A 26,214-nucleotide genomic window follows, 5' to 3' on the forward strand; every position below is an offset into this window, starting at 1 on the left:
CGGCACCTTCCGCGCTTGTCAGACAGGGGAGGGTGTATGGGATTGTCCAAGCCGGGAGTAAAGCTGTGGTGGATGTTGGCGCTGCTGGTGGCGCCAGTAGCGAATGCCTTCACGGATTCGGACGCGGTGCGGGTCTTCACGTTCGCCCGCTCGCAGCTGGCTGACACGATTCTGGAGTTGCCCAGCGTGAACCGGTCGCCCAAGGCGTCCCAGTCCAACGGGACGTGGACCACGGTGGCCAACACGGACCGCGTCGCGTGGACCCAGGGCTTCTTCCCCGGGAGCATGTGGTACATGTTCCAGGTCGCCAACGAGCCCTACTGGCGCGACCGCGCGGACATGTGGACGCGTCCCCTGGAGGTCCAGAAGACCAACACGGAGACGCACGACCTGGGCTTCAAGATGTACAACAGCTACGGCAATGCCTGGCGGCTCACCGGCGACCCCTACTACCGCGACGTGCTGCTCACCTCCGCCGCGTCGCTGGCCACGCGCTACAACAGCACCGTCGGCATCATCGACTGTTGTGATTGGAACCCGAACTGGAACATCCCGCTCGTCACCGACACGATGATGGACATCGAGCTGCTGCTCTGGGGCGCCCAGAACGGCGGCCCCGCGGTGTGGCGCACCATGGCGGTGAACCATGCGCTGCGCACGCTCCAGGACGCGGTGCGCGCCAATGGCAGCTCGTTCCACTACGTGGACTACAACAACAACGGCACCATCCGGTCCCGAGGCACCTTCCAGGGCTACTCCGCCAGCTCCACCTGGGCGCGCGGACAGGCGTGGCTCATCTACGGCTACACCATGGTGTACCGCTACACGCAGGACGCGCGCTTCCTCACCGCGGCGCGCCGGGTGACGGACTACTACCTGGCGAACCTGCCCGCGGACCGCGTGCCCAACTGGGACTTCAACGCCCCCAGCCAGTCCAAGGACTCCTCCGCCGCGGCCGTTGTCGCGTCCGCCCTGCTGGAGTTGAGCACCCTGGAGACGGACGCCACCCGGCGCACCACCTACCGCAACGCCGCGCTGGCCATGCTCGACTCGCTGGCGTCGCCCGCGTACCTGGCGCAGGGCACCAACAGCCCGGGCCTGCTGCTGCACGGCGTGGGCAACTACCCGGCGGGCCAGGAGATCAACGTCAGCCTCATCTACGGCGACTACTACTTCATCGAGGCGCTGCTGCGCTTCAACCCGCGCCCCAACTACCCCTGGTACTCGAAGCTGACCCTCCCGCGCGGCCAGCACCTGCTGGGCACCAGCAACACGGGCACGCGCATCGTCGAGTTCGACCTCACGCCGCTCCGGGACAACCTGGGCGGCGGCGTGGTGGGCTGGACGGACAGCTCCACGGAGGTGACGGCCTTCAACCGGCTGAACATGTTGCTGCGCATGAGCGAGGACGGCATCTTCCAGGTGCGCAACGGCGCGGGCTACTCGTGGATCCGCCGGGTGCCGTACGTGCGCGGCCAGACGTACCACTTCCGCATGAACGTGGACCTGCTCGCCCAGCGCTACACCGTCTGGGTGACGCCGCCCGGCTCCGCGGAGCTGCTGCTCGTGGACCGCGTCGCGTTCCGCTCGGACGGGCCACCCATCAACGACCTGGGCCGCGTCGCGGTCATCGCCACCGTGGAGGACAGCGACTTCCGGGTGAACAACCACCGCGTCTACGCACCCACCGCGAGCGTGGCGGCCGCGCTGGACACCCCGGCCCCCTTGCCTGAAGCCCTGTGGCGGGAGCTGGACACCCCGGAGCGCGTCTCCCACGGTCCCGTCGTTCCGTCCGAGCGCTGACACCCGGCCCCTGCCCGGTGGCCCGCCTGTCGTCAGGGTGGGCCGCCGCGGGTGCATGAGAGGCGGAACGCGGTTACATCCGCCGGGTGACGAACCTGGACCTCTTCCTCCCGGAACCCGCCCCGCGCCCGCCCGCCGTCCCGTCAGGCCCTGGCCCGCTCGACCGGCTGCTGAAGGTGTCGCGCATCTACCTGGAGCCCGCCGTGCGGGAGCACGCGCGTGGGAGGGAGATATTGGCGCGATATCCGGACGCGGAGCGGGTGGAGGTGGCCTCGCACCAGCGCATCCCCGGCCTCTTCGGCAACGAAGGCAATGTGGAGGCCTGGAACCGCATCAAGGGCAGCACCCTGGTGCTGGGCGTGAAGAAGACGCTGTCCTTCATCGCCAATGACAGAAGCTCGGACTTCATCGCGCCCTCCACGGCGAACGGCTGCGTGATGGCGTGCGCGTACTGCTACGTCCCGCGCAACAAGGGCTATGCGAACCCCGTGACGGTGTTCGTGAACATCGACCGCATCCAGGAGGCCGTGCGCAGGCACGCGCACAAGCGCGGGCCCAAGCTGGAGCCCAACACCGTGGACCCGCATGCGTGGGTCTACGACATCGGGTGCAACAGCGACTGCGCGGCGGACGCGGCCATCAGCGACAACGTGCGGGACCTGGTGCGGCTGTTCACCTCGCTGCCCCACGCGAAGGCCAGCTTCGCTACGAAGCTCGTCAACCGCGAGCTGCTCACCTACGAGCCCAAGGGCCGGACGCGCATCCGCTTCAGCCTGATGCCGCACGCGCCGGCGAAGCTGCTGGACGTGCGCACCAGCCCCATCGCGGAGCGCATCGCCGCCATCGACGACTTCGTGGCCGCGGGCTACGAGGTGCACCTCAACTTCTCCCCCGTCATCCTCCACGAGGGCTGGCAGGACGCCTACGTGGAGCTGTTCCAGCAGGTGGACGCCGGCATCGGCGAACGGGCGAAGGCGCAGCTCGCGTGCGAAATCATCTTCCTCACGCACAACGCGGGCCTGCACGAGGTGAACCTGGGCTGGCACCCGAAGGCGGAGGAGCTGCTGTGGCGGCCTGAAATCCAGGAGACGAAGGTGTCCCAGGGCGGCGGCGTCAACGTGCGCTACCGCACCGGGTTCAAGGGGCGCCACGTGGCGGAGTTCCAGGCCCTGCTCGCGGAGCACCTGCCGTACTGCCGCGTCCGGTACGCCTTCTAGGCCCCGGGAGTCAGAGCCGCTCCAGGATGATGGGCTTGCGGTTCTTGATGAGCCCCTTCTGCTTGCCCAGCTCCACGACCCGCCACCGGACGGAAGCCCACATGAAGATGTCGCCCTGGCCGATGTCGTCCGGCAGCGGGGTCTTCACGCCCTGGTTCGTGTGCAGGTCGTCGAGCATGCCCTTGAGCTGGCCTCCCCGGGGAACCCCGGGGAAGCGGGCGAAGTGGAAGGGCTCCTGTTCCGGGGGTTTGCCCTTCTTCTTGGGGGCCGTCTGGAGGTTGGCCGCCAGGCAATCACTCGCGGCCGCCGCGGCGGTGTCGCACCGGACGTGAACCATGGGGAAGGTCGCGTGCGCCGCGACCCACTTCCAGAATGGAACGTGCGCGTCCAGGTCATCCCGCCACACCGGCGCGACGCGGTCGAAGGCCGGGCTGGACGCGGCGCTGGCTGACGCCGCCGGTGCGGGCGTGAGGGACTTGCACAGGCGGCCGATGCACGCGGCCGGCATCTGCTGCCAGGGCGTGTTGTCGTAGGCCATCCAGAGGATGTCGCGCAGCAGGTTGGGGCCGGTCAGGTCGAGCGTCGCGCGCGTGATGTTGTTCGTCCAGTAGGCTTCCAGCTTGCGCTGGGGATCCAGCTCGAACGTGGCCTTGGGGGCGCGCCACCCGATGAGCTGGTAGGCCAGATGGATGGTCTGCCTCAGCGCGTCGATGACCGGGCTGTGAGGCGCCGCGGCCACGATGCAGTTGCTGAGATACAGGCTCTTGTTCGCGTAGTCCGGCGTGCAGGCGATGTGCTTGCGCCCGGGGTAGTCCGCCGCGGAGGCGGCTCCCTTGCGGTCGGGGGTGATGCCCACGAGCGCGCCCTGGCTGTCGACCGTGAGGTCGCCCAGGTCGGTGAGCAGGTCGATGTCCACGTCCATGTAGACGCCGCCAAAGTTGTAGAGCACCTCGTAGCGGAGGATGTCGGAGGCGGCGGCGGCGAACATCCCGCGCAGGGTCAACTCCTGGTCGTAGGCCTCCATGTTGAGGAAGTGCATCCCCGTCAGCATCTCGTGCGAGCGGAGGTTGCAGAGCTTGAGGCGCCCGTTGGACGCCGCCGCCAGCGCCCGCAGGGGCTGCAGGTCGGAGAAGGACTCGTGGATGAGCGCCTTGCTGACCGCGAGCTTCTCATCCGGGCTCATGCCCTGCGTGAGGACCCGCAGGTTGTGAAGGTCGCGTCCTGGCTTCACGGTCTGGCGGACGCCATGGTCGTCGCCGTTGGCGCTGAGGTCGTATTGCGCACGCGTCTTGGGGAAGGTGCTGAGGACCTTGCGCACGTGCATGTTGTAGAGGTGCGCGTCGTCCCACCAGATCCACACCTCGTAGTCCGAAGTGCCTTCCGTCTTTTCAAGCCAGCTGGTGATGCCCTGCAGCGTCTTGACGGCCGCGATGGAACCCCCACCGGCCCAGGTGCCATGGATGATCTTGGGGATGCGGCCAGGCCTGGCCGACGCGGTGGGTGGACCCGAAGGCAGTGGAGGCGGGCCCGAAGGCCGCGAGGGCGGGCCGGGAGGCGGCGAGTGCCGTGCGCTCGGCGGTGGTGGACTCGGGGGCCGGTACACGACGGGGGGCCGTGGGGCCCTGGCTCCATCAAGGCGCTGGAGCTCCGCATCGATGCGCTCCACGTAGTCCCGGTCGTCCTCGAGGGGATGGCCGCACCAGCACTTCGTCCCCGCGTTGCTCTGGGTATAGGAGGTTTCGCACTTCGAGCAATACGCCGACAGGGGTTCGCGGCACATTGGGCAGTTGTGGATCGGGTTGTCCCTGCCGTTATTGAGCCCGCATCTCCGGCATTGGTAGCCGCTCATGGTCGTGGTGACCGCCAGGGCCGCGTTCGAGGACGAGGCCGCGTCAGGGTGGGAGCGACGCGTGGGCCCGGAGTTCGGGGCGCGTCATGGAGCAGCGTGGGAAGGTATCACCCCGGAGTGACGGCGCGCGAGGCGCGGCGCGCCGCCAACCCCCGCGGCTCAGTACTCGTGCGCTACCGCACCGGGTTCAAGGGTTCGCGCTGCGGCTGCAACGTCCAGGAGAAGTTGATGCCCTCGTGCACGAACTGCCCGGACAGCTCTCCCGTGGGCGACACGACCGGCTTGGTCCCTCCGTCATCCGTCAAGAGGATGTTCCCGGGCACGTCCAGCTCGGGGCCACGGCAGTCGGGGCCACCGGTGACGCTGACGCTCACGAGGCGCGCATCGCCGAGCGCCGCCGTGTACGCGCGCGAGGGATGGGACAGCCAGTCCTGGATGTCTGGATCCGGTGACTGCAATTCATTGAAGGGGTTCATCAACAGCATCCCTCCCGCGTCCACCAGCGGGTACGTCGCGGGCCCGTGCGTGTACCTGCACCCTCCGGACCCGTAGTCGATGTCGAGCGTGAAGTCGCCCTTGGGCGGCATGAGCATGAAGCCTCCCACCCGCTTCGTGTGGGGGAAGCTCGGGTCGTCGTAGTCCGGGATCGCGAAGCCGCCCGGCACCGTGAACTCCACGTTCGCGTCGAGGGTCTTCCCCCGGCCCGACCAGCCCGTCCCCTTCAGGACGGACCGCGTCGTGCCCTTGTACTTCCAGCAGCCCACGTTGCTGCGCTTGAGGGAGGGCGTCTCCGCCGCCTTCAAGGTCCCGCCGCCGCCGGGCGCGAACTTCGCGTTGCTGACCACGACGACGACGTCCTGGGCCCGCTGGGCCTGCATGTCACGGCAGAAGCCCACGTACTCGTATTCGCTCCAGTCCTCGTCGTGCCAGGCCCCCGCCTCGTCCTTCCAGAACGCGAACACCTTCACGGGGTCCTTCGACTCGGTGATGTTCTTGAACCACCCGTTATGGAAGAGCACGGAGCGTGTGCCCGGGTCGCTGAACCGGATGAGGTAGTAGCGGTTGGACAGGTTGTACAGCTCGTCGTGAAGCTCGTCCGAGGCTTCAGGCCAGCCCGACAGGTCGGCGTTGAGGTCGCTGTGCCGCGAGACCTCCTTGAGGTTGTCCCACGCCTTGAAGGACTCCGCCCGGGTGCTGATGGGCGTCCCGTTCCAGAGGACCTTCGAGAACTCCGGCCAGACCTTCTCCAGGTTGCCCGGGACGACGGAGTCCACCGCGGTGAGGCTGGAGGTCTCCGTGGTCAGCTTCGCCAGCGCGGCCACCACGACCGACGGGCCGTACTTCTTCGCCAGGAATTGGAAGAACAGGTAGGCGCCGTAATCGCGCCCGGCCTCTTTGGCCCCGCTGCTTGTGCAGTAGCCCGTGTTCTGGCTCTCCAGCGGCAGGTCCGGGGAGTTCATGAAACAACCGGCGAACATGTGTTCGAACTGCTGCTGCTGGTTCGGTCCGACCAGGAGCGTTCCATACACATGGTCGATGGCCCAGTTCGCGGTCGCGTCGCGGATCCACCCGTAGTCGGCCTGTCGTCCCCTCGTCTTGTAGGACCACTGGATGGCGTGCATCAGTTCGTGAGTCGCCGCCCCCTTGAGGGCGTTCTCGTCGGCATTGTCCGGCAGCAGGATGTAGGTGGCGGCTTGCGTGCGGTCCCAGCCTTCCGGGACCGTCAGTCCACGGTCGGCCATGTTGCGGACCAGGTAGAGGTCGAGCTGGGAGCTTCCCCCGTTGCAGGGAGCGGCCTCGTCGGTGAGCGGCTCCTTGAGCCCCAGCGCCATCAGCTTGGGCCAGATGTCCTTCGCGATCGCCTCGTCGAGCTTCAAGGCCCGGTCGCGCTGGCCCGGGACGTTGACCTGGTACCAGACGCGGACCTTCGAGGAGGCGGGATCCTTGACGTAGCTCCAGCCGCCGGAGAAGGGGCGGCAGCGCGGCTCCTCCATGCTGCTCAACCGGGCATCGGGCGTGGGCGCGTTGAGCCAGCTCCCCGGGTCCGCCGGGCGCAGCAGGTACATCCCGAGCGCCGCCTGCATGGGCGCGGAGAGGTCGTTGAAGCGCTGACGCAGGTCTTCGAGCGAGGTGGCGTCGAACCCGGGGTCGACCCGGGCCTTGTACTGGAGGGGCAGCCGGGGATCGCCGAACGCCGCATACACCCGGTAGGCCAGCAGCTCCTCGTCGTTGATGAGCCCGGCCTCATGCGCGGACGTCAGCACCTCCGCGCTGGACGGACTGGATTCGTCGGAGGGCATCACGAGCACGTTCAGGGTCGCGCTCGCGCTGCCGACCCTGGCGGTGATGACCGAGAAGCCAACGGCCATGCCCTCGATCCGGCCGCCGGTCACCGTGACGGCGCCGGGCGGAGAGGCGGACCAGTCCACCTGGACGTCCTCGAGCACCTCGCCAGCGTCGTCGACCGCCAGGGCGGCCAGGGTCAGTGATTCGCCCACCAGCAGCGTCGCCCCATCCGGTGAGAGGGTGAGGGCGGCGGCCTTGCCGTTGTCGCCGCCCCCTCCCGGGGACGGGTCGGGTTCGGTGGTGGAGCCGCAGGCGAGGACGAACGTGAGCAGGCACACCGCGAGCCGTCTAGCTCCAGGAACCACGGGCATCTCCAGACCTCGGCGCAAGGGTGACGAGGCCTGGGTGTTACGACGAGCCATTTCGATATTCACTCCAAGTGGTTCGGGCCGCCGGTTGAGGTCCGGCGTCCCGTCCGTCCACCACGGTGGGCTCGCGGCGACTCAGGAGGCTTCCCATCGAGTCGATGCGGCCCTATCTGTCCGATGCTTCTCACGGAGGACCGCCCGGAATGCCGCTCCCTTCGCCCTTGCGCCGCTGCCTCTCCGTGCTCACGCGGTGCCTCGCGGTCTGTGGCCTCACGCTGGGGGTGGCGTGCGCATCCAATCCGCCCAAGCCCGTCGTGGACGCGCGGGCCATCATCGCGGACGCACGGAAGATCGCGACGCGTGAGGGCGTGGAGGAGCTGCTCAAGATTCCGGTGGGCGGGACGGAGCAGTGGATCTCCGTCCGGGGACGCGACCGGAACAATCCCATCCTGCTGATGATCCACGGCGGGCCTGCCTCACCGGAGCTGCCGACGAGCTGGGCCTTCCAGGGGGGTTGGGAGGACTTCTTCACCGTGGTGCAGTGGGACCAACGCGGCAGTGGCAAGACGTACAACGCGAACGACCCCGCCCGCATCGGGCCCACGTTGTCGCTCGACCGCATCACCGAGGACTCCGGGGAGGTCGTCCAGTACCTCCGCGGCCGCTATGGCAAGGAGAAGGTCTTCGTCCTGGGGCACTCCTGGGGGAGCCTCGTCGGTCTGGGGCTCGCCCACCGCCATCCCGAGCTGCTGTTCGCCTACGTGGGGATGGGTCAGGTCATCAGCGGCCAGGAGAACGAGCGCGTCGGCTATGCCCTCACGCTCGCCGCGGCGGAGGCCGCGCACAACGCGGAGGCCCTCCAGGAGTTGAAGGCCATCGCGCCCTATCCGGAGCAGGATGGGTCGCTCCCAATCCAGAAGCTCGGCATCGAGCGCAAGTGGTCCAACGCGTTCGGAGGCCTGGTGCATGGCCGCGACGGCATCGGTCACTACTTGAATCTGGCCGAGCTCTCCCCCGACTACACCGCCAAGGACGTGGAGGCGATGGACCTGGGCTCCCAGCTGTCGTTGCCGCACCTGCTGCCGGACCTGGCGCGGTTCGACTTCATGCAGGTCACGGACTTCGGCTGCCCGGTCATCCTCTTCGCGGGGCGGCACGACACGACCACGCCTTCGCAGGTCGCGGCCGGCTGGCTTCAGCGGGTGAGTGCTCCGAGCAAGCAGCTCGTCTGGTTCGAGCACTCCGCCCACATGATGATGGTGGAGGAGCCCGGACGCGTGCTCCTCCACCTGGTGCAGGACGTGCTGCCGCTGGCGGCGCGCGGCCCGGCTCAGGCTCAGTACTCGTGCTGGATGAGCCAGAACACCGCCGTGCGGTGCGACACGGGGAAGTAGACGATGTAGAGGTTGTGGAAGTCGTGCGCGCCCGGGGCCACCACCGGGTTGTCATAGAAGTGCGCCACCTGCGGCACCTCCGTGCCGTTGCCCAGCTCCTGGGGCAGCACCTGCGCCAGGTCCGGGAAGGCCCAGCCGATGCGGCCCGCGAAGTCCGCGTACGTCAGGTTCGGCTGCCGCGCGAACTGCACGCGCGGGTTCGAGGACAGCTCCGGCAGCGCGGCGAAGGCGCCCTCCACCACCCAGTCCAGCTGCGTGGCCTGTGTGTCCGCCACGGAGGGCACGTTGAACGTCCAGAGGGACTCGTCGCAGTAGTTCTCGCCTGTCTTGCACCACGTGTGGCCCGTGGCCCGGGCCTCGTTGATGGCGTCGTTGTCCTCCAGCTCCGTGAGGGGCAGCGGGCCCGCGCCGTAGTAGCGCTGGTAGAAGTCCTTGCACACCGGCCACATCCGCGACGTGAAGGCCGCCTCGCCGTTGGCGCACCAGGGCTTCTGGCCGGAGGACACCACGCACTGCGACACCCAGGCGTCGTGCGCGTCCTGCGCGTCCGTGCACTGGGGCAGCGCCTGCGCGGGCGTCACATGCTGCGTCTCCACCACGCTCTCGTCACACACCTCGATGCGCGTGGCCACGTCCAGGTCGCACGCGGTGAACAAGTCATCCTGCGCACAGGCGCCGTTGAGACAGCCCAACGCCAGGCGGAACTTCTTGCCCGCGCCCGTGCCGGTGCTCACCACCGCCAGGTACTCGCCGCCCTGGGCCAGCGTCAGGCTGGCCACCTTGGACAGCTGGCCATAGCCCGCGTCGTCGTCCTGCGCGCGCAGCGTGGTGCCGTAGCTGCCGTTCGCGTTCTTCGGGCCGTAGATGAACAGGCCCGTGTCCAGGTACATGCTGCTGCCCAGGTGCGTCACCTCCAGGCTCACCTGCGCGCCCGCGGACACGGTGAAGCTGAAGGACAGGTACTGCGGGTTCGTCGTGAACTGCGTCTGCACCGCGTCGTTCAGCCCCACCGGGCCCAGGTACGCCGTGCTGTCCACAATGTCGCCGCTCGTGGGCACGGGCGGCGCATACAGCACGGACCGAGTGCTCTCACCGACCTCACCGGGAGCCTCCGGGGACGCCACCGGCTCCTGCGACGGACCACACGCCGCCACGAGCAACGACGGCACCAGCCACCACAGCCGATTCCAGGCGTGACGCATGAAGCACTTCCTTGTCTTGGGGGGAATACAGCTTTGAGACAGGAAGCGTGTTCCACACCCGGAGGTAGGCGTTCAAGTCACAACCGGTTCACGGGACCGGAGGCAGGTCCTGGAACCAGGCGGCGTAGGGCGTGTGGTGCACGCGCCGCCGGTTGAGGTCCGGCGTCCCGTCCGTCCACCAGGGCGGGCCGCGTTCCCCCAGGCCCACCTTGGCGCGGTGCACGCGCTGACGGGCGCGGCGCTCCAGGGCCGCGTCCTTCGCGCGCTTCGCCCGTCCCACGTCGGCGCGGGCCCGCATCAGCGCGGCCACCAGCAGCTCCCGCTGCCGGGGCCCGAGCGCCGGGTTGGAGCGGCGCCACAGCCGCCCATCCACCACCAGGTAGCGTCCATCCGGGGTGGTGGGGGGCGGCGGCTTCGTCACGGCACCGCGGGGTACAGGAAGCGCAGGATGTCCCCGAAGCGCGCGCTCCACGCGGCCTCGTTGTGCTGGCCTCCCTCCACCACCGTGTACTTGAGGTCGGTGCCCGGCACCCAGCCCTTGGCCACCAGCGCGTCGCGCAGCGCCTGGGCATCCGCCACCGTCTCCGCCTGGCTGCCGGAGCCCTCGTGGGTGCCGATGTCCTCCCAGATGCGCAGCGCGGGCTTCGCGGTCAGCGCGTTCACCTCCGAGATGATTTCCCGGTCCGCCCACCACACCGATGGGGACACCACGCCCAGGCGGCTGAAGACGTCCGGGTGCTTGAGCCCCAGCGACATGGACACCAGCCCACCCAGCGACGAGCCCGCGAGCCCCGTGAACTCCGCCCCCGGCTTCGTGCGGAACTCCGCGTCGATGCGCGGCTTCAGCTCCTGGATGAGGAACTGGCCGTACACGTCCGCGCGGCCCGCGTTCGGGTACTCCGGCGGGAAGGGCACGGGCGTGTACTCCGCGATGCGGTCGCTGGTGTTGTAGATGCCCACGATGATGAGCGGCTCCACCTGGCCGGACTCCACCAGCGCCTGCGCCGTCTCATCCACGTTCCACTCGCCGGCGAACGCCGTGCTGACGTCCATCAGGTTCTGGCCGTCGTGCATGTAGAGCACCGGGTAGCGGCGCGCGGTGTCCGCTTCATAGCCGGGCGGCAGCCAGATGATGACGTCGCGCGGCTTGAGCGTGGAGTCCGTGGGCGTGACGGTGCGCAGGTAGCGCACGTCGCCGGTGAGCGGCGGAGGCGGCGGGGGCGTGGTGAGGTCCGCCCAGCCCTTCACCACCACGGGCACGCGCTCGAAGCCGCCGCCCGTGGTGAAGGTGTGGTTGGCCACCTCCGCGCCCGTGTCGCTCTTCTCCACCGTCTCCCACGAGCCGCGCGTCACCTTGAACTCCAGGCCCGTGGCGGCAGCGAAGGTGACGGTGCCCGCGTAGGTGTTGTCCACGGCCTTGTAGAGCTCCACCTCCGCGCCATTCCAGTTCCCCAGTTCCGGCTGGTTGCCGGACAGCCACACCTTGGCTTCCGCCGGTGTGATGTCCGGAACCTGGACGATGAACACGGTCCTCGCGCCTGTCTGCCCCCCCTCCGCGCCGAAGCGCTCCACCGTCAGGGCGACACTCTCCTCGTTCTCATGGACGGTGACGGTGTGGTCCGCTTCCGGTACCCCCTGGGCGTCCAGCGCCACCTGGGCCGTGGGCGCCGTCATCCGCACCGCGTAGGTGAAGGCGGTGTCCTTGGGCAGCCGGGCCTTCAGGCTGAACACCCGGCCGCCCTGGTAGACCAGCTCCAGGCCGCGCCCGTCCGTGCCGCCGAACGTGGCGCTGGGGCCGGTGAGGAAGAGCTCCGCGCCGACCGGCGTCTCCGGCGGCACGGTGAGGTCGAACTGCACGTCGGAGAAGAGCTGTTCGACGGGCTTCGGGTCGTCGGACCTACAGCCCCAGAGGGCCGTCAGCGCCAGGACGAGCAGCAGGGTGGGCCGCGAGGGCCGGGAGAGCGACATGGATGGGTGGGCCTCCGGGGGCGAAGGGCACAAGCCCCCTGGTGAAGGCGCACCCTAGCAGCGCGCACCGACACCTTCAGGGGGCCCGGAAGCCCAGGCGAGCCCATCCCGGGGGGCTGACCCCTTGGCAGTTGGTGGACAGTGCCTACCTTGCGCCGCGCACGGGGAAAGGCGGGACGCATGCCGCCACCCCCCTCAAGCGAAGGAGTCACACCGCATGAAGAAACTGACGCTGCTGGCCTTGACGCTGGGCGCCCTGTCCGTGGGCGCGGGCTGCCACCGCAACACCCGCGAGTCCGCCAAGGACGACATGGAGGAGGCGGGCGACAAGGCGAAGGACAAGGCCGAGGACGCCGCCGACGCCACGGGCGACGCCGTGGAGAAGGCCGGCGACAAGGTCGAGGACGCGACCGACAAGTAGTCCGCCGCTTCCGCGCGCGGAAGAAGCAAGACGCAAGCACCCCGGACGCCGGACCCTTCGCGGTGCCGGCCTCCGGGGTGTTGTCATTCACGGGGGATCCGCCGCGCGCTACGGAGGGAAGCTCGCCGCGAAGCTCAGGACGCTCCAGTACAGGCTGAACAGGTGGGGCGTGCCCTGCGTCGTGCCGTAATCCGAGACGGTCCTGCCAGCCAGCGCGGGAATCTGCGGGCAGGTCAGCTGGCCGTGGATGGCCTGGGCGTAGCCGTTGGTGGTGATGGCGCTCGCGAAGCTGGACGTGGAGGGCACCGTCACCTGGCCCGACGTGCTGACCGTGTTGTAGGCGCCGGTGTTCGAGTAGGAGACGGCGGTCGCGCCCGTGTCGAAGGCGTTGTTCTGGGTGATGAGCTGGTTGATGTACGGCGAGCCGCCGTTCACGCGCCAGGTGCCCGCCTCACGCGCGGTGGCCACGCCGCTGATGGTCGTCCGGCCGGTGACGCGGCCCATGTGGTCGAAGCGGGCCTGGCACGGCGAGGTGCAGGGCACGCTGACGGGGAAGGGGAAGGGCACCGGGAACAGCCCGCCCGGCCGGTGGATGATGATGTCCCACCAGTAGTAGTAGATCCGGCGCGAGCACCGCAGGTTCAGCGACAGCTGGCTGGTGCCGGTGACGGTCCGGTTGAGGGTCACCGGGTACGTGGTGAGCGCGTTGGCGCTCAGCGTGTGCTTCGCGCCCGGCCCGTTCCAGCCGTAGAGGCTGCGGTTCGGGTACGAAACGAGGATGGACTGGGTGGTGGTGGGCGTGCGCGTCGTCGTGGTCGTCCAGCCGCAGGTGCAGGGACCGATGATGGGATACCACCAGTACCACTGCTGGACGTAGACCAGGGCCTCGCCGCGCAGGTGCGGGAAGTTCTTGGTGACCTCCTGCACCAGGTCGTACTCGCCCTGGCCGTACTTCGCGTCGAGCTCCGTGAGGACGGCGTCCAGCTGGCCGCTCACGTGGATGACGTCCTTGTCCGACGTGACGCCCGCGGACACGGTGAGGCTGCACTCCTTGTCGTCCGCGCAGTCCAGGTTCACGTCATAGGGCTGGGTGAACAGCGGTTCGCCCTTCGGGTCCTCCAGCACCAGCTTCTGCGCCCAGCCCGTGTCCCAGGGCTTGTCCAGCGCGCCAAACACCTTCACCTGCGAGATTTCGCCCGCCTTCGGCGTCACCTCCGCGCCCGCGGTGGCGGTGTCCTTGCCGTCATAGGAGACGAGCTTCGAGGACTGGGGCAGGTCCTCCTGCCGGTCCGTCCACAGGATGCGCGCGGTCAGCTCCCCGTCCTCCAGCGCCACGTCGAGGAGGGTGGCGATGGGCGGGTGCTCCTCCTCCTTCGGATCCGCGGCGTGGGCCGGCGCGGCCAGCAGCAGGCCTCCGAGCGCGAAGGAGGAGACGGTCAGCGAGCGAAGCCAGGACGGAACGAGGCCTGACAGGCCTCGCGCGGAGTGATGGGGCATGTGGCAATCCCTTACGGAGAATGGGGTCCGCCCTCCGGCGTGGGGCTCCGGAGGGCGGTTTCCTGTCAGAGCATGGGCCGTGCCAGGGATTGCGTCATGTCTGTCATTGATGCGGATTTCGGAGGGAATGCGTGGATTTCCACTATGTTTCCGAAATCGTTTCTTGCGCTGGGAATGTATCCCTTTGCGTTACGGAAACCCCACCGGGTGTAGCGCGGAGGGCTACAGGCTGTCGAAGAAGAGGGTGACGCCGTCGTTCAGGAAGGTTTCGTTGCCCATGGTGGTGGCGATGTCCCAGGCGCGGCCGATGGGGTACAGGCCTCCGCCCGGGCACGCCACGGTCCCCTGGACGGCCATGAGGTAGCCCCCCTGGGCGCGACCGCGCGGCACTCCCATGGAGCTGTTGCCGTTGTAGTTGTACGAGGCCTCACCGGAGGTCTGGACGAAGCCGGAGCCGGAGCCCACGTTGTACGCGGTGGTCGCCTGGATGAAGGTGTTGTCGTTGGGGGCGGATTCGGTCCAGTTCAGGAGCGGGCTCAGGCCATTGCCCAGGTGGTACTTGCTCTGCTCCGTGGCGGAGCCGTCGAGGAAGGGATTGTTCGTGCTGACCGCGGACACGGCGCCAGTGATGCGCGCGAAGTGGGTGAACCGGCCGCTGCACGTCCCGGCGCAGGTGCTGTAGACGGGTTGGGGCAGCAGCACGGGCTTCACCACGCCACCGGGCTGCTTGATGCCCACGAGCTGGAGGCGGGGCCAGTCCAGCGACGCGCAGCGCAGGCTGAGGGTCATCTGGCTGGTGCCCTGCGCGGTCAGGCGGGTCTTTGACGGGCGGTTGGTGGCCAAGGGACGCGCGAACACGTCGTGCGCCGCGCCCAGGCCCGTCCCCTGGGTGTTGGAGCGCGCATAGGACGCCTCCCAGGTGCAGCCGCAGCCCTCGGCGGCGCCGTACTTGACCAGGCCCTGGGCGTGGGTCAGTGCCTCGCCGAACAGCGAGGGATCGCGCCGGGCCACTTCGTGCACCAGGTCGAACGCCTTGCCGTCCTGTTCCTTCTCGATGACGGCGAGGGTCTCCTGCAGGGCGTTGCTCGCGTGCAGGACCTCCCGGCTGGCGGAGATGCCGGGGGCGGCCGTCAGCTCGCAGGTCTTCTCATCCTCGCAGGCCAGGCTGACGTCATAGGGCTGTCGGGTCAGCTCCCGGCCCTTCGCCTCCCGCACGACGAGCCGCTGGGCCCAGCCCGTCTCCCACGGCTCCTGCACCGCGCCGGACAGCTTCACCTCTGTCTCCTCGCCAGCCTTCGGCGTCACCCGCTCGCCCGCGGTGAGCGTGTCCGTGCCGTCATAGGAGAGGACCTCCACCTCCTCGGGCAGGTCCTCCGGCTCGGCGGACCAGCGGATGCGCGCGGTCAGCTCGCCGTCCTGCATGGACACGTCGAGGAGGGTGGCGGGCGCCTCGCTCGCTTCCGCGGCGTGGGCGGGCGTGGCCACGAGCAGGCCACCCAGGGCGAACGAGGAGAGGGTCAGGGGGCGAAGCCAGGAGGGGGCCAGGCTTCGAAGAGAACGACGGTGCATGGTGCAGTCCCTTGGGAAGAGGGTTCCGCCATATCTGACACGTGATGTCAGGATTGGCGGGCCGCCCCAAGAGCAGGTTGTGTGCCACGCATTGCCACGGCGGTGCCGGGGAAACCGCTCTGGTGCTTGTAGCGCGGAGCGCTACGCGGACCTGCACCGAGGGCGGATCCGCCCGCGACCCGGAGGCAGTGCTGGTGCGTCAGGGCCGGGTGCATCTGGAGGGCATGCGAAATCCCATCCCTCGAATCGATGCGAAGTGGGCCCTGCTGTTGGGGGCCTTCCTCTTGCTGGGCACCTCCGCGCGAGCGGAGTCCACCCTCATCACCTGCCCCCTGGGCACGGAGGCCACGCACTACTCGCCCGGCATCACCAACACCCCCCAGCAGGTGACGGTCACCGCCGACGCCGTGCTGGGGCCCTGCGTGAGCCTGACCCCGGGCATCGTCTCCGCGAAGGTGCACACCACCGTGAAGGCACCGCTGAGCTGCTCGCTGAACCTGGGAGTCCCGTCCCAACTGGACATCACGTGGAGTGATGGCACGAAGAGCGTGGCCAGTGGCCAGACGCTGGTCAACGTGAAGGCCACGGGGCAGCTGGTCCTCGTCCTGACCGGGAACATCACCGGAGGCCGGTTCAAGGGCGCGGCCATCGAGCGCACGCTGACGCTGCTGCAGACGGACCTCCTGGCCTGCTCCACGCCCCAGGGCGTGACCGACGTCGCGGGCGAGGCGATGCTCACGGTGGTGGGGGGCTCGTGAGGTCCGGGCCTCCTGCCACACCGTGTTAGAAGGGGAGGGTGATTTCCACCCTTCCCGGCTCGGAGCGCGCGGGCGTCGCGCGGCTCGCGTTCGAGCGCTCCGGTCCCCGCACCGTGGTGCGCACCGCGCTGGCGCACAGCCCCTTGCGGCTGCTCACCCCGCGCAACCACGGCCACGCGGCGTGGGCCTATACCAGCTCCTTTGGGGGTGGACTGGTGGACGGGGACCACCTGCGGCTGGAGGTGGACGTGGCGGACGGCGCTACGGCGCTGCTCGCGACGCAGGGGGCCAACCGCGTCTACCGCTCGCCCCATGGCTGCCGCAGCGACCTGCTGGCGCGCGTGGGCCGGGACGCGCTGCTGGCGTGGGTGCCGGACCCCACCGTCTGCTTCACCGGCGCCCGCTATTCACAGACCTTGGACGTGACGCTTTCGCCGGGGGCGTCGCTGGTGCTGGCGGACGTGGTGACGGCGGGGCGGAGCGCCCGGGGCGAGCGCTGGGCCTTCCTGCACTACGCCTCGCGCCTGCGGGTCGCGCGGGAAGGGCGCGCGCTGGTGGATGAGCGCTGGGTGCTGGACCCCGCACATGGCGCGCTGCCGGAGCGGCTGGGCCGCTTCGACGCGCTGGCGTCGGTGTTGCTGGTGGGGCCCGCGCTGAAGGACGCGCGAGAGGCGCTGGCCGCGCGCATGGCGGCCCTGCCGGTGAAGCCGCGAGCCCGGGAGGTCCTCTCCGCCAGCCCCCTGGGCGAGGACGGACTGCTGCTGCGCGTGGCGGCCGTGTCGCTGGAGACGCTGCTGTCCACCACGCGCGACTGGCTGTCCTTCCTGCCGGGTCTGCTGGGAGATGATCCGTGGGCCCGGCGCGTGTGAGCCCTGGGACGCAGGCCGCCAGGGTGAGGGCGGTGGCTCCCCGGGGCCATCGCGCGCGACGCGGCGCGGAGCCACCTCTGGCTCATGAAAACAAACCTCCTGCGAAACAATGGAACGTGGGCCCTGCTCCTCGGGGTCCTCATGCTGTGGGGCGGTGCCGCGCGCGCGGAGCTGGCGGCGGTCGCGTGCGTGGGGACGACGGACACGAAGTACGAACCCGGCCTCAAGAACACCCAGCAGTTGGTGAAGTTCTCCGGGGATGCCAGCCTGCTGTGCACCGGCGTGCCCTTCCTCCTCCCCACCGCCGTGAGCATCCACACGGAAGGTCAGGCGCCGTTGAGCTGTGACCTGAGCCTCTTCTCCCCGGTCCGCTCCCGCTTCGTCATCCAGTGGGGCGACGGGACGACGAGCACCGCCGAAGCCGAGCCCGTGGTGAACGAGAAGCAGAACGGCCAGTTCGTCCTGGTCGTGAAGGGGAAGGTGGTGGAGGGCCGGTTCCCCGGCGCGCTCGTCACCCGCACGCTGATCAGCCCCACCCTGGACCTCAACGTCTGCGATTCACCCCAGGGGGTGAATCGCGCGGAGGGCCTCGCGTCGCTCGAGGTGGTGTCGCTGCCGTGACGCTGGTCCGCCGGCCCCACGCACCGTGGGGCCGGCGGGTGTGACTAATAGCGGGTGATGTCGAACGTGCTGTAGTCCTTGTACAGCTGGTCGACGTGATCCGCCGTCAGGTTGACCGCGTCCTTGTGGTTGTTCGTCTTCCACTCGGCGGTGTTCGCGTCCAGCAGGCGGTTCGGGCCGTCCGTCTTGTGCAGGCCCAGCACGTGGCCCTCCGCGGACTCGCCCGACTTGCGCAGGCCGATGCGATAGTGGCCGTTGTCCTTCGTGCCGTCGAACAGCTTCTGCGCGAAGGTGTCGGGGGTGATGGGCTCGAAGTCCTGCACCTTCACGCCCGGGTGTCCGCCGCCACGGCCCGTGCGGAAGTCGTCCACCAGATGGGAGATGGACTCCTGCTTCTGGGCGATGGCGTCCTTGTCCTGGTTGAGCTGGGCCATCCCGGCCTTGATGTCCTGGGTCAGCTCGCTGCGCTGCGCCTTCAACCCCTGGCGCTGCTCCGGCGTGAGGTCCGGGTTGGTGAGCAGCTCGTTGATCTCCTTGCGCTGCGCGCTCTTGCCCTGGAGCTGCTCCACGCGGCCCTGGAGCTTCCCGATGTCGTCCAGGTGCGCGCCGTTCAGCTTCGTGAGGGAGTCGCTCTGCAGGTGCTCGGCGTGCTGCTTGTCGATGAGCTTGCCGAAGTGGTTGTCCGTCAGCTTGCCGAACGCCTGCGAGCCCTTCATCGGGTCACCGCCCGCCTCGATGCCGGTGCGGATCCACTCGGAGGTCATCGCGCTGCACACGCCCGCGTCCGTGCCGGCGGGCAGTCCCGGCTGCTTCAGCATCGGGTGGCCGCCCTGGTCCGTGTAGCGCAGCACGTCCGCGCCCGGATTCTCCAGCTTCATCTCCTCGACGATCTTCTGGATTTCAGGGCGCGGCGTCATGGCCTTGCCCTTGCCCGGCGTGCGGCCCATGGCCAGGTCCGCGATATCGCTCTCGGAGCGGTTGGGCGACTGCATCTGCGGGCCCTGGAGCGAGTGCGCGTCGATGTTCGGGCGCGACGACGAGGCCTGGGGGCTGCCGGTCGGCTTGAACGCGTCGCCCTGGGGCGTCGTCCCGGTGGGAGTTGTCGGCCGGGAGACGTTCGGCGAGCCCGTGGGCGTCCCGGTAGGCGTGGCCGTGGGCGTCGCGGTGGCCGACGGCGGCTTCGCGGCGGGCGTGCCCGGCTTCGAGAAGGTCGGGTTCTGGGCCACCGTGTTCGTCGCCTTCGGAGGGGCGGGAGGGGCCTTGGGCGTCTTGGGGAAGCCGGCCTTGAAGCTCTTCATGGGGGACTCCAGGAGGGGGAGGACAGCGCTGGACGTCCGCCCATCCTGGCCCAGGCTGACGCGTCGCGCTAGGGTCCGGCGGGTCGGCGCATCCAGCACCCCGAAGAACCGAGGGAGTCGGACCCCATGCATCTGTCCCCCCGTGACGTGGACAAGCTGCTGCTGCACCAGGCGGGCGTCGTCGCCCAGAAGCGGCTGGCGCGAGGCCTGCGCCTCAACTACCCGGAGACGGTGGCGCTCATCGCCACGCAGTTGCTGGAGTTCATCCGCGACGGCCGCAGCGTGGCGGAGCTGATGGACCTGGGGCGCCGGTTCCTGGGGCGCGCGCAGGTGATGGACGGCGTGCCGGAGATGCTGGCGGAGGTGCAGGTGGAGGGCACCTTCCCGGACGGCACCAAGCTGGTCACCGTGCACCACCCGGTGGTGGCGGAGCACGGAGACCTGTCGCTGGCCCTCTACGGCAGCTTCCTGCCGGTGCCGCCACTGGAGCGCTTCACCGTGCCCGCCGCGTCGCCGGAAGGGCCGCCCGGACAGGTGCGCGCGGCGGAGGGTGCGCTGGAACTCAACGCGGGCCGCAAGGCCATCACCCTGCGCGTCACGCACCAGGGCGACCGGCCCGTGCAGGTGGGCAGCCACTACGCGTTCGCGGAAGTAAACCGCGCGCTGGTGTTCGACCGGGGCCGCGCCTACGGCCACCGGCTGGACATCCCCGCGGGCACGGCGGTGCGCTTCGAGCCGGGCGAGGTGAAGACGGTGTCCCTGGTCCCCATCGCGGGGGAACAGGTGGTGCGCGGAGGCAACGCGCTGGGCAGCGGCAAGGTGTCCGACGAAGGCCGCGAGCGCTTGTTGGAGGCCGTGCGCACGCAGGGCTTCGGTCACGAGGCAGGGAACGACGAGGAGGGTCGCTCATGAGCCGCACCATGGACAGACGCCACTACGCGGACATGTTCGGCCCCACCACGGGAGACCGGGTGCGGCTGGGGGACACCGGCCTGTGGCTCCAGGTGGAGCGCGACGCCACCGTGTATGGCGACGAGTGCAAGTTCGGCGGCGGCAAGGTGCTGCGTGAAGGCATGGGCCAGCGCGCGGGCGCGGGCGACGCGGACGCGCTCGACTGCGTCATCACCAACGCGCTCGTGGTGGACTGGACGGGCATCTTCAAGGCGGACGTGGGCCTCAAGGCGGGGCGCATCGCCGCCATTGGCAAGGCGGGCAACCCGGACGTCATGGCGGGCGTCACGCCGGGCATGGTGGTGGGCGTCACCACGGAGGTCATCGCGGGGGAAGGGCTCATCCTCACCGCGGGCGGCCTGGATACGCACATCCACTTCATCAGCCCGCAGCAGGCGGATGAGGCCATCGCCAGCGGCATCACCACCTGGGTGGGCGGCGGCACCGGCCCCGCCACCGGCACCAACGCCACCACCTGCACGCCGGGCGCGTGGAACCTGGCGCGCATGCTGGAGGCCACGGACACGATTCCCCTGAACATCGGCCTCACCGGCAAGGGCAACACGTCCCTGCCGGAAGGCCTGTTGGATCAGGTCCGCGCGGGCGCCATCGGCCTCAAGCTGCACGAGGACTGGGGCACCACGCCCGCCGCCATCGACACCTGCCTCACGCTGGCGGACGCGGAGGACGTGCAGGTCACCATCCACACGGACACGCTCAACGAGTCCGGCTACGTGGATGATTCGCTGGCGGCGTTCAAGGGCCGCACCATCCACACGTACCACTCGGAAGGGGCGGGCGGCGGCCACGCGCCGGACATCATCCGCGTGTGCGGCGCGCCCAACGTGCTGCCCAGCTCCACCAACCCCACGCGGCCGTACACGGTGAACACGCTGGATGAGCACCTGGACATGCTCATGGTGTGTCACCACCTGGACCGCGAGATTCCGGAGGACGTGGCCTTCGCGGAGAGCCGCATCCGCGGAGAGACCATCGCCGCGGAGGACATCCTCCACGACCTGGGCGCCATCAGCATGATGGCCTCCGACAGCCAGGCCATGGGCCGCGTGGGCGAGGTCATCACCCGCACGTGGCAGACGGCGCACAAGATGCGCGAGCAGCGCGGGCGGCTCGCCGGCGAGCAGGGTGACAACGACAACCTGCGCATCCGCCGCTACGTGGCGAAGTACACCATCAACCCGGCCATCGCCCACGGGCTGTCCCACGAGGTGGGCTCCGTGGAGGTGGGGAAGCTGGCGGACCTGGTGCTATGGCGGCCCGCCTTCTTCGGCGCGAAGCCGGAGCTGGTGCTCAAGGGCGGCTTCATCGCGTGGGGGCAGATGGGCGACGCGAACGCGTCCATCCCCACGCCGCAGCCGTACATGATGCGCCCCATGTTCGGCGCGCGAGGGCGGGCGCGGGGCTCCACCAGCATCGCGTTCGTGTCCGGGCGCGCGCTCAGGGAAGGCACCGTGCAGGGGCTGGGGCTCACCAAGCGGCTGTCCGCGGTGGTGAACTGCCGCAAGCTGGGCAAGAAGGACATGCGCCTCAACGACGCGCTGCCGGTCATCACGGTGGATCCGGAGACCTACGAGGTCCGCGCGGACGGAGCGCTCTTGCGCTGCGAGCCCGCCACCTGGCTGCCCCTGGCCCAGCGCTACTCGCTGTTCTGAAGAGGCACGCCATGGCTTCCAGCTGGAGGGTGTTGCAGCTGGCGGACTCGGGCTTTCCCACCGGGGGCTTCGCGCACTCGGGGGGGCTGGAGGCCGCGGTGCAGGCGGGCGAGGTGCGCGGCGCGGCCGACGTGCGGCGCTTCGTGGAGGCGCTGGTGTGGCAGGCGGGCCTGGGCGGGCTGCCGCTGGTGGGCGCGGCGTGGCGCGAGCCTGGCTCCCTGCCCGCGTTGGATGCGCGCGCGGACGCGTTCCTCACCAACCACGTCGCCCACCGGGCCAGCCGCACGCAGGGGCGGGCCTTCCTGGACACCTGCGCGCGCATCTTCCCGGAGGCCGTGGGGCCGGTGCGCGAGGCGGCCCGCGCGGCCGGCGTGAAGTTCCACCACGCGCCCGTGTTCGGCGCGGTGCTGCGCGCGCTGGAGGTGGAGCAGGAGGACGCGCAGCGGCTCTTCCTGTCGCTCACCCTGCGGGGCGCCCTGTCCGCGGGCGTGCGCATGGGCGTCATCGGCACGCATGAATCCCACCAGGTGCAGCACGCGGCCACGCCGCTGCTGGATGCCGTCCTGGCGCAATGCAAGACATCGGGCGTGGAGGACCTGTCGCAGCCCGCGCCGTTCTGGGACCTGGTGGGTGCCACGCACGACCGGCTGTATTCCAGGCTGTTCCTGTCCTGAAACAAGAGACGAAAGGAAACGCGACATGCACGACGACGACCACCGCGGCCATGGGCAGGACGGGCACGAGCACACGCACGAGGACTGGGACCACCCGGGCCACTTCGACGCGCGCGACAAGCCGCACCGGCGCGACTACTCGCGGCGCGCCTTCACGATTGGCATTGGCGGCCCGGTGGGCAGCGGCAAGACGGCGCTGGTGCTGGCCCTGTGCAAGAAGCTGCGCGACCAGTACCGCCTGGGCGTGGTGACCAACGACATCTTCACCAAGGAGGACGCGGAGTTCCTGGTGCGCAACCAGGCCCTGTCCCCGGAGCGCATCAAGGCGGTGGAGACGGGCGGCTGCCCCCACGCCGCCATCCGCGAGGACATCAGCCACAACCTGCTCGCGCTGGAGCAGCTGATGGAGGAGCTGCACCCGGAGCTGCTCATCGTGGAGAGCGGCGGCGACAACCTGGCCGCGCAGTACAGCCGCGAGCTGGCGGACTACACCGTCTACGTCATCGACGTGGCGGGCGGGGACAAGGTGCCTCGCAAGGGCGGGCCCGGGATTACGCAGTCTGACCTGTTGATCATCAACAAGACGGACCTCGCACCGCACGTGGGAGCGGACCTGGGCGTGATGGAGCGCGACGCCCGGAAGATGCGCGGCGAGGGGCCCTTCGTCTTCACGCAGGTCACACGGGATGTCGGTGTGGACGCGGTGGTGGGCCACCTGCTGGACGCCTGGCGCCGAAGATAGCCACCGGACGAACGGTCCTTTCATCAGACACCCGTCCGGCACATCCGGGCGGGTTGTGTCACGGTGCCCGCCGTGGAACTCCTGGAGCGGGCACGTGTGGAGTGGGCGGCGGCGGCGGTCGGCCTCGTCGTGGGCACCTCGATGGTGTTCGTCCCCTACGAGTTCGGCTCCGTCCTCTTTCAATACATCTATCCGCACATCCGGCTGCTGGGGAGCCTGTTCCTCGCCGGCGCGGGGATGATGCTCGTCGCGCTCATGTACCCGGCCTGGCCCGCCTTCGTGGGACGGGTGGGGCGTGTGTTCGTGCTGGCCGCGGTCGCGATCTACTGGTGGGTGGTCTGCGTCCTGCCCGTCAGCCTCACCGGCACCGTCCTCTACCTGCTCCTGATGGTCCTGCTCGTCATGGAGCGGCGCACCCTGCGCCGGGGACAGGGCCTGCTGGCGGTGTTCCTGGCCAGCGTGGCGCTGTGCTTCGGGGCGCTCCTGGTCTGGGCGCCCCGGGGCTTCGTGCGCTTCGCCCTGGCGTCGCTGGGCCCCTACGCGCGGTGGGTGGGGCTGCTCTTCTTCCTGATGGGGGTGCTGCTCGCCGTGGGGCTGTGGCGCCGCAAGCCGCTCCTGTGCCGGCTGGCCCTGGGAGGCCTGGCCCTCCTGTTCCTGAACATGACGGCCGGGGTGGCGTCGTGGCGCGCGTGGTCGGGCATGAGCGTGTACGCCGTGCTGACGCTGGCGTGCGCGCTGCTGGCGGGGGGGCGCCGGTGGCCGGTGCTGGCGGGGGTGCGCTGGCGGCTGTTCCGCGGCATGGCGCTGGCGTCGGTGCTGCCCATCGTGACCGTGGGCGCGGTGGCGTCGTTCCTCGCGCAGAAGGCCCTGGAGGCGGAACTGCACGGCAAGGCCCAGCAGGCGGTGGCCGCGGAGACGGCGTGGCTGGAGCAGACGGCCACCATGGCGCGCTCGCTGCTGCGCGTGTACAGCCGGGGGCCGGGCTTCATCTCCCTGGTGCGCGCGGGCAACCGCGAGGGCATGCGGGAGCGGCTGGCGCTGCTGGAGGGCGAGTCCGGGCTGTTCGACGCGGCCTGGCTGCTGGATGAGGCCGGCGACACGCTGATGCCCTCCGTGCGGCTGAACCGGGCGAACGGCAACTTCGCGCACCGCACCTACTTCCAGGAGGCGCTGAAGGGCGGCGCCGAGGTGCAGCTGTCGCGGCCCTTCGTCACCCGGTCGGGCGAGCCCTACATCGTCTTCACCATGCCCATGGACCTGGGCGCTGGCCGGCGCGCCTTCCTGGTGGGCGGGCTGTCCCTGCGGCGGTTGGCGTTGCAGCCGATGCTCGCCTCGCGCGGCTACCACGTGGAGATCTTCGACCGCCGCGATGGCAGCCTCCTGCGCGAGACGGAGCGGGGGGACGTGCTCACGCGGGCGCCGGTGCTGGAGTTGGTGGGCGCGGAGGCGCTGACGCGGCCGGACGGGCTCCTGGAGACGTTCGACGACACGGGGCGGCGGCTGCTGGTGGCGCACGCGCGGGTGGAGGGCACGCCCTGGACGGTGGTGGTGACGGCGCGGCTGCGCGAGGCGTTCGCGCCGGTGACGCGCATGGGCGCGTGGGTGGTGGCCATCGCGGTGCTGGCGGGGGCCATCGCGCTCGTGCTGTCGCAGTGGGTGGGGCGGGACGTGGCGCAGCGGCTGGAGACGCTGCGGGACGGCTTCGCCGCGCTGGGCACGCCCGCGCCGGAGCTGCGCGTGCAGGCCCAGGGAGACGACGAGGTCGCGCATCTGGCGCAGGGCTTCAACGACATGGCGGCGCGCATCGACCGCACGCAGAAGGAGCTGCGCGAAGCCATCGCCATCCGGGACCAGTTCCTGTCCATGGCGAGCCACGAATTGCGCACGCCGCTGACGCCGCTGAAGGCGACGCTGGAGCTGCTCATCCGCCAGTCCGGATCCGCCCAGGGGATGAGCCCGGAGCGGCAGCGGGAGACCTTCGCGCGGCTGAACCGGCAGGTGGACCGGCTGACGCGGCTGATTGGCGACATGCTGGACGTGTCGCGGCTGCAGTCCGGGCGCTTCACGTTGACGGAGGCGCCCATGGACCTGGTGGCGCTGGCGCGCGAGGTACTGGAGCGCATCCAGTCCACGCGGCCGGAGCGCCAGGGCCTGGTGTCCCTGGAGGCCCCGGCCGAGTCGCTGGTGGGCCGGTGGGACGAGCAGCGGTTGGATCAGCTGCTCACGAACCTGGTGGAGAACGCCCTGCGCTATTCACCGCCGGGGACACCGGTGGTCATGCGGGTGCGCGAGGAGGACGGGCAGGTGCGGGTGGAGGTGGAGGACCGGGGCATCGGCATTCCGGCGGACAGCCTGCCGCAGCTCTTCACGCCCTTCTTCCGTGCGCGCAACGCGGCCGAGCACTACGCCGGGGGACTGGGATTGGGGCTGGCCATCTGCCGCGAAATCGTGGAGCGCCACGGAGGCCGCATCAGCGCGAAGAGTGACGGGCCGGGGCAGGGCACCTGCTTCACGGTGTGGCTGCCGCGCGCGGCCGTCGCGGACGCGGCCTGATGCGCTACGTGGAGGCGAGTCCCTGCGCGGCGCTGGCGCCGTACGTCCAGTGCTACTGGGCGCTGGAGCTGTCGGGGGAGGCGCCGGTGGGCGTGCACCGGGTGATGCCGGACGGGTGCCTGGACATCCTGGTGGACCTGACGGACGGGGTGGGGCTGCACGTGGTGGGGGCGATGCGGACGGCGGAGGTGGTGCCGTTGTCCGCGCGTGCGGCCTTCGTCGCGGTGCGCTTCCGGCCCGGCGGCGCGCAGCCGTTCCTGCGGTTGCCCCTGCTGGAGCTGACGGACGCGAAGGTGGCGCTGGGGGACCTCTGGCCGCGCGAGGCGCGCGAGTGGCGCGAGCGGCTGGGCGCGGTGGAGGGCACGGCGGCGCGCTTCGCCCTGCTGGAGCGGCTGCTGCTGGGCCGGCTGCCCGGGCAGGAGGGGGACGCGGGGGTGCGGCACGCCGTGGACCTCATCCTGGAAGCGAGGGGCCAGGTGCCGGTGCGTTCGCTGGAGGGGG

General features: G+C 69.9%; 21 protein-coding genes. 13 read left to right on the plus strand and 8 right to left on the minus strand.

The window, feature by feature from the left end; genetic code table 11:
- Nucleotides 1–36: 36 nt before the first annotated feature.
- Together D7X32_RS05440 and D7X32_RS05445 are read left to right on the plus strand one after the other, a co-directional pair.
- Nucleotides 37–1,803: a glycoside hydrolase family protein gene (locus D7X32_RS05440; protein ID WP_120601430.1), complete on the plus strand. Its 1,767-nt coding sequence runs from the start codon at nt 37–39 to the stop codon at nt 1,801–1,803.
- 86 nt (nt 1,804–1,889) lie between these two features.
- Nucleotides 1,890–3,020: a spore photoproduct lyase family protein gene (locus D7X32_RS05445; protein ID WP_208752325.1), complete on the plus strand. Its 1,131-nt coding sequence runs from the start codon at nt 1,890–1,892 to the stop codon at nt 3,018–3,020.
- Nucleotides 3,021–3,030: 10 nt separating this feature from the next.
- On the opposite strand, the gene D7X32_RS05450 is transcribed toward D7X32_RS05445, so the two are convergent.
- The gene (locus tag D7X32_RS05450; RefSeq protein ID WP_147450040.1) at nt 3,031–4,800 is read right to left on the minus strand and encodes a TcdA/TcdB catalytic glycosyltransferase domain-containing protein; all 1,770 of its coding nucleotides are present in this window, start codon (nt 4,798–4,800) and stop codon (nt 3,031–3,033) included.
- Nucleotides 4,801–5,042: 242 nt separating this feature from the next.
- Nucleotides 5,043–7,577 (minus strand): Ig-like domain-containing protein, encoded by a 2,535-nt coding sequence (locus tag D7X32_RS05455; RefSeq protein WP_147450041.1) that lies wholly within the window; start codon nt 7,575–7,577, stop codon nt 5,043–5,045.
- Nucleotides 7,578–7,726: 149 nt separating this feature from the next.
- Here D7X32_RS05455 and D7X32_RS05460 point away from each other — a divergent pair, with 149 nt between their 5' ends.
- Nucleotides 7,727–8,917 (plus strand): alpha/beta fold hydrolase, encoded by a 1,191-nt coding sequence (locus D7X32_RS05460; protein WP_158625616.1) that lies wholly within the window; start codon nt 7,727–7,729, stop codon nt 8,915–8,917.
- Here the strand turns inward: D7X32_RS05460 and D7X32_RS05465 are convergent.
- From D7X32_RS05465 to D7X32_RS05475, 3 genes are all read right to left on the minus strand, one after another.
- Nucleotides 8,860–10,119 (minus strand): PPC domain-containing protein, encoded by a 1,260-nt coding sequence (locus tag D7X32_RS05465; protein ID WP_120601434.1) that lies wholly within the window; start codon nt 10,117–10,119, stop codon nt 8,860–8,862. The two genes, D7X32_RS05460 and D7X32_RS05465, sit on opposite strands and share 58 nt — an antisense overlap.
- Before the next feature lie 88 nt (nt 10,120–10,207).
- Nucleotides 10,208–10,540, minus strand: a complete 333-nt coding sequence (locus D7X32_RS05470) for a hypothetical protein (protein WP_120601435.1) — start codon at nt 10,538–10,540, stop codon at nt 10,208–10,210.
- A complete protein-coding gene (locus tag D7X32_RS05475; RefSeq protein WP_120601436.1) occupies nt 10,537–12,087 on the minus strand; it encodes an alpha/beta hydrolase-fold protein in 1,551 nt (516 codons plus the stop codon). The genes D7X32_RS05470 and D7X32_RS05475 overlap by 4 nt, the downstream gene beginning before the upstream one ends.
- A 217-nt stretch (nt 12,088–12,304) precedes the next feature.
- Between D7X32_RS05475 and D7X32_RS05480 the strand changes: the two genes are divergently transcribed.
- Complete coding sequence (locus tag D7X32_RS05480; protein WP_120601437.1) at nt 12,305–12,508, plus strand: YtxH domain-containing protein; 204 nt, start codon at nt 12,305–12,307, stop codon at nt 12,506–12,508.
- Between the two features lie 108 nt (nt 12,509–12,616).
- Here the strand turns inward: D7X32_RS05480 and D7X32_RS05485 are convergent, their stop codons facing one another.
- Complete coding sequence (locus D7X32_RS05485) at nt 12,617–14,005, minus strand: hypothetical protein (RefSeq protein ID WP_120601438.1); 1,389 nt, start codon at nt 14,003–14,005, stop codon at nt 12,617–12,619.
- Nucleotides 14,006–14,227: 222 nt separating this feature from the next.
- The gene (locus D7X32_RS05490) at nt 14,228–15,574 is read right to left on the minus strand and encodes a hypothetical protein (RefSeq protein WP_147450042.1); all 1,347 of its coding nucleotides are present in this window, start codon (nt 15,572–15,574) and stop codon (nt 14,228–14,230) included.
- Nucleotides 15,575–15,798: 224 nt separating this feature from the next.
- On the opposite strand from D7X32_RS05490, the gene D7X32_RS05495 reads away from it, so the two are divergent.
- From D7X32_RS05495 to D7X32_RS05505, 3 genes are all read left to right on the plus strand, one after another.
- On the plus strand, nt 15,799–16,332 hold the full coding sequence (locus D7X32_RS05495) for a hypothetical protein (protein WP_147450043.1): 534 nt from the start codon (nt 15,799–15,801) through the stop codon (nt 16,330–16,332).
- A gap of 38 nt (nt 16,333–16,370) precedes the next feature.
- The gene (locus D7X32_RS05500) at nt 16,371–17,201 is read left to right on the plus strand and encodes an urease accessory protein UreD (RefSeq protein WP_120601441.1); all 831 of its coding nucleotides are present in this window, start codon (nt 16,371–16,373) and stop codon (nt 17,199–17,201) included.
- A gap of 84 nt (nt 17,202–17,285) precedes the next feature.
- Nucleotides 17,286–17,822: a hypothetical protein gene (locus D7X32_RS05505; RefSeq protein WP_147450044.1), complete on the plus strand. Its 537-nt coding sequence runs from the start codon at nt 17,286–17,288 to the stop codon at nt 17,820–17,822.
- A gap of 44 nt (nt 17,823–17,866) precedes the next feature.
- Here D7X32_RS05505 and D7X32_RS05510 read toward each other — a convergent pair whose 3' ends face one another.
- The gene (locus D7X32_RS05510) at nt 17,867–19,120 is read right to left on the minus strand and encodes a cell division protein ZapB (protein WP_120601443.1); all 1,254 of its coding nucleotides are present in this window, start codon (nt 19,118–19,120) and stop codon (nt 17,867–17,869) included.
- A gap of 126 nt (nt 19,121–19,246) precedes the next feature.
- Here D7X32_RS05510 and ureA point away from each other — a divergent pair, with 126 nt between their 5' ends.
- From ureA to D7X32_RS05540, 6 genes are all read left to right on the plus strand, one after another.
- Nucleotides 19,247–20,032: an urease subunit gamma gene (ureA, locus tag D7X32_RS05515; RefSeq protein WP_120601444.1), complete on the plus strand. Its 786-nt coding sequence runs from the start codon at nt 19,247–19,249 to the stop codon at nt 20,030–20,032.
- On the plus strand, nt 20,029–21,744 hold the full coding sequence (gene ureC / locus D7X32_RS05520; RefSeq protein ID WP_120601445.1) for an urease subunit alpha: 1,716 nt from the start codon (nt 20,029–20,031) through the stop codon (nt 21,742–21,744). The genes ureA and ureC overlap by 4 nt, the downstream gene beginning before the upstream one ends.
- 11 nt (nt 21,745–21,755) lie before the next feature.
- Nucleotides 21,756–22,418 carry an urease accessory protein UreF gene (locus D7X32_RS05525; RefSeq protein WP_120601446.1) on the plus strand — a complete coding sequence of 221 codons (663 nt, stop codon included), beginning with the start codon at nt 21,756–21,758 and terminating at the stop codon, nt 22,416–22,418.
- Between the two features lie 25 nt (nt 22,419–22,443).
- Nucleotides 22,444–23,160 (plus strand): urease accessory protein UreG, encoded by a 717-nt coding sequence (ureG, locus tag D7X32_RS05530; protein ID WP_120601447.1) that lies wholly within the window; start codon nt 22,444–22,446, stop codon nt 23,158–23,160.
- 63 nt (nt 23,161–23,223) lie between these two features.
- On the plus strand, nt 23,224–25,713 hold the full coding sequence (locus D7X32_RS05535; RefSeq protein ID WP_244238861.1) for a sensor histidine kinase: 2,490 nt from the start codon (nt 23,224–23,226) through the stop codon (nt 25,711–25,713).
- The coding region (locus tag D7X32_RS05540) for a DUF6597 domain-containing transcriptional factor (RefSeq protein ID WP_341868118.1) at nt 25,713–26,214 on the plus strand (502 nt) is incomplete at its 3' end. The genes D7X32_RS05535 and D7X32_RS05540, both read left to right, overlap by 1 nt.

It is taken from the genome of Corallococcus carmarthensis, assembly GCF_003611695.1.
GTDB lineage: Bacteria > Myxococcota > Myxococcia > Myxococcales > Myxococcaceae > Corallococcus > Corallococcus carmarthensis.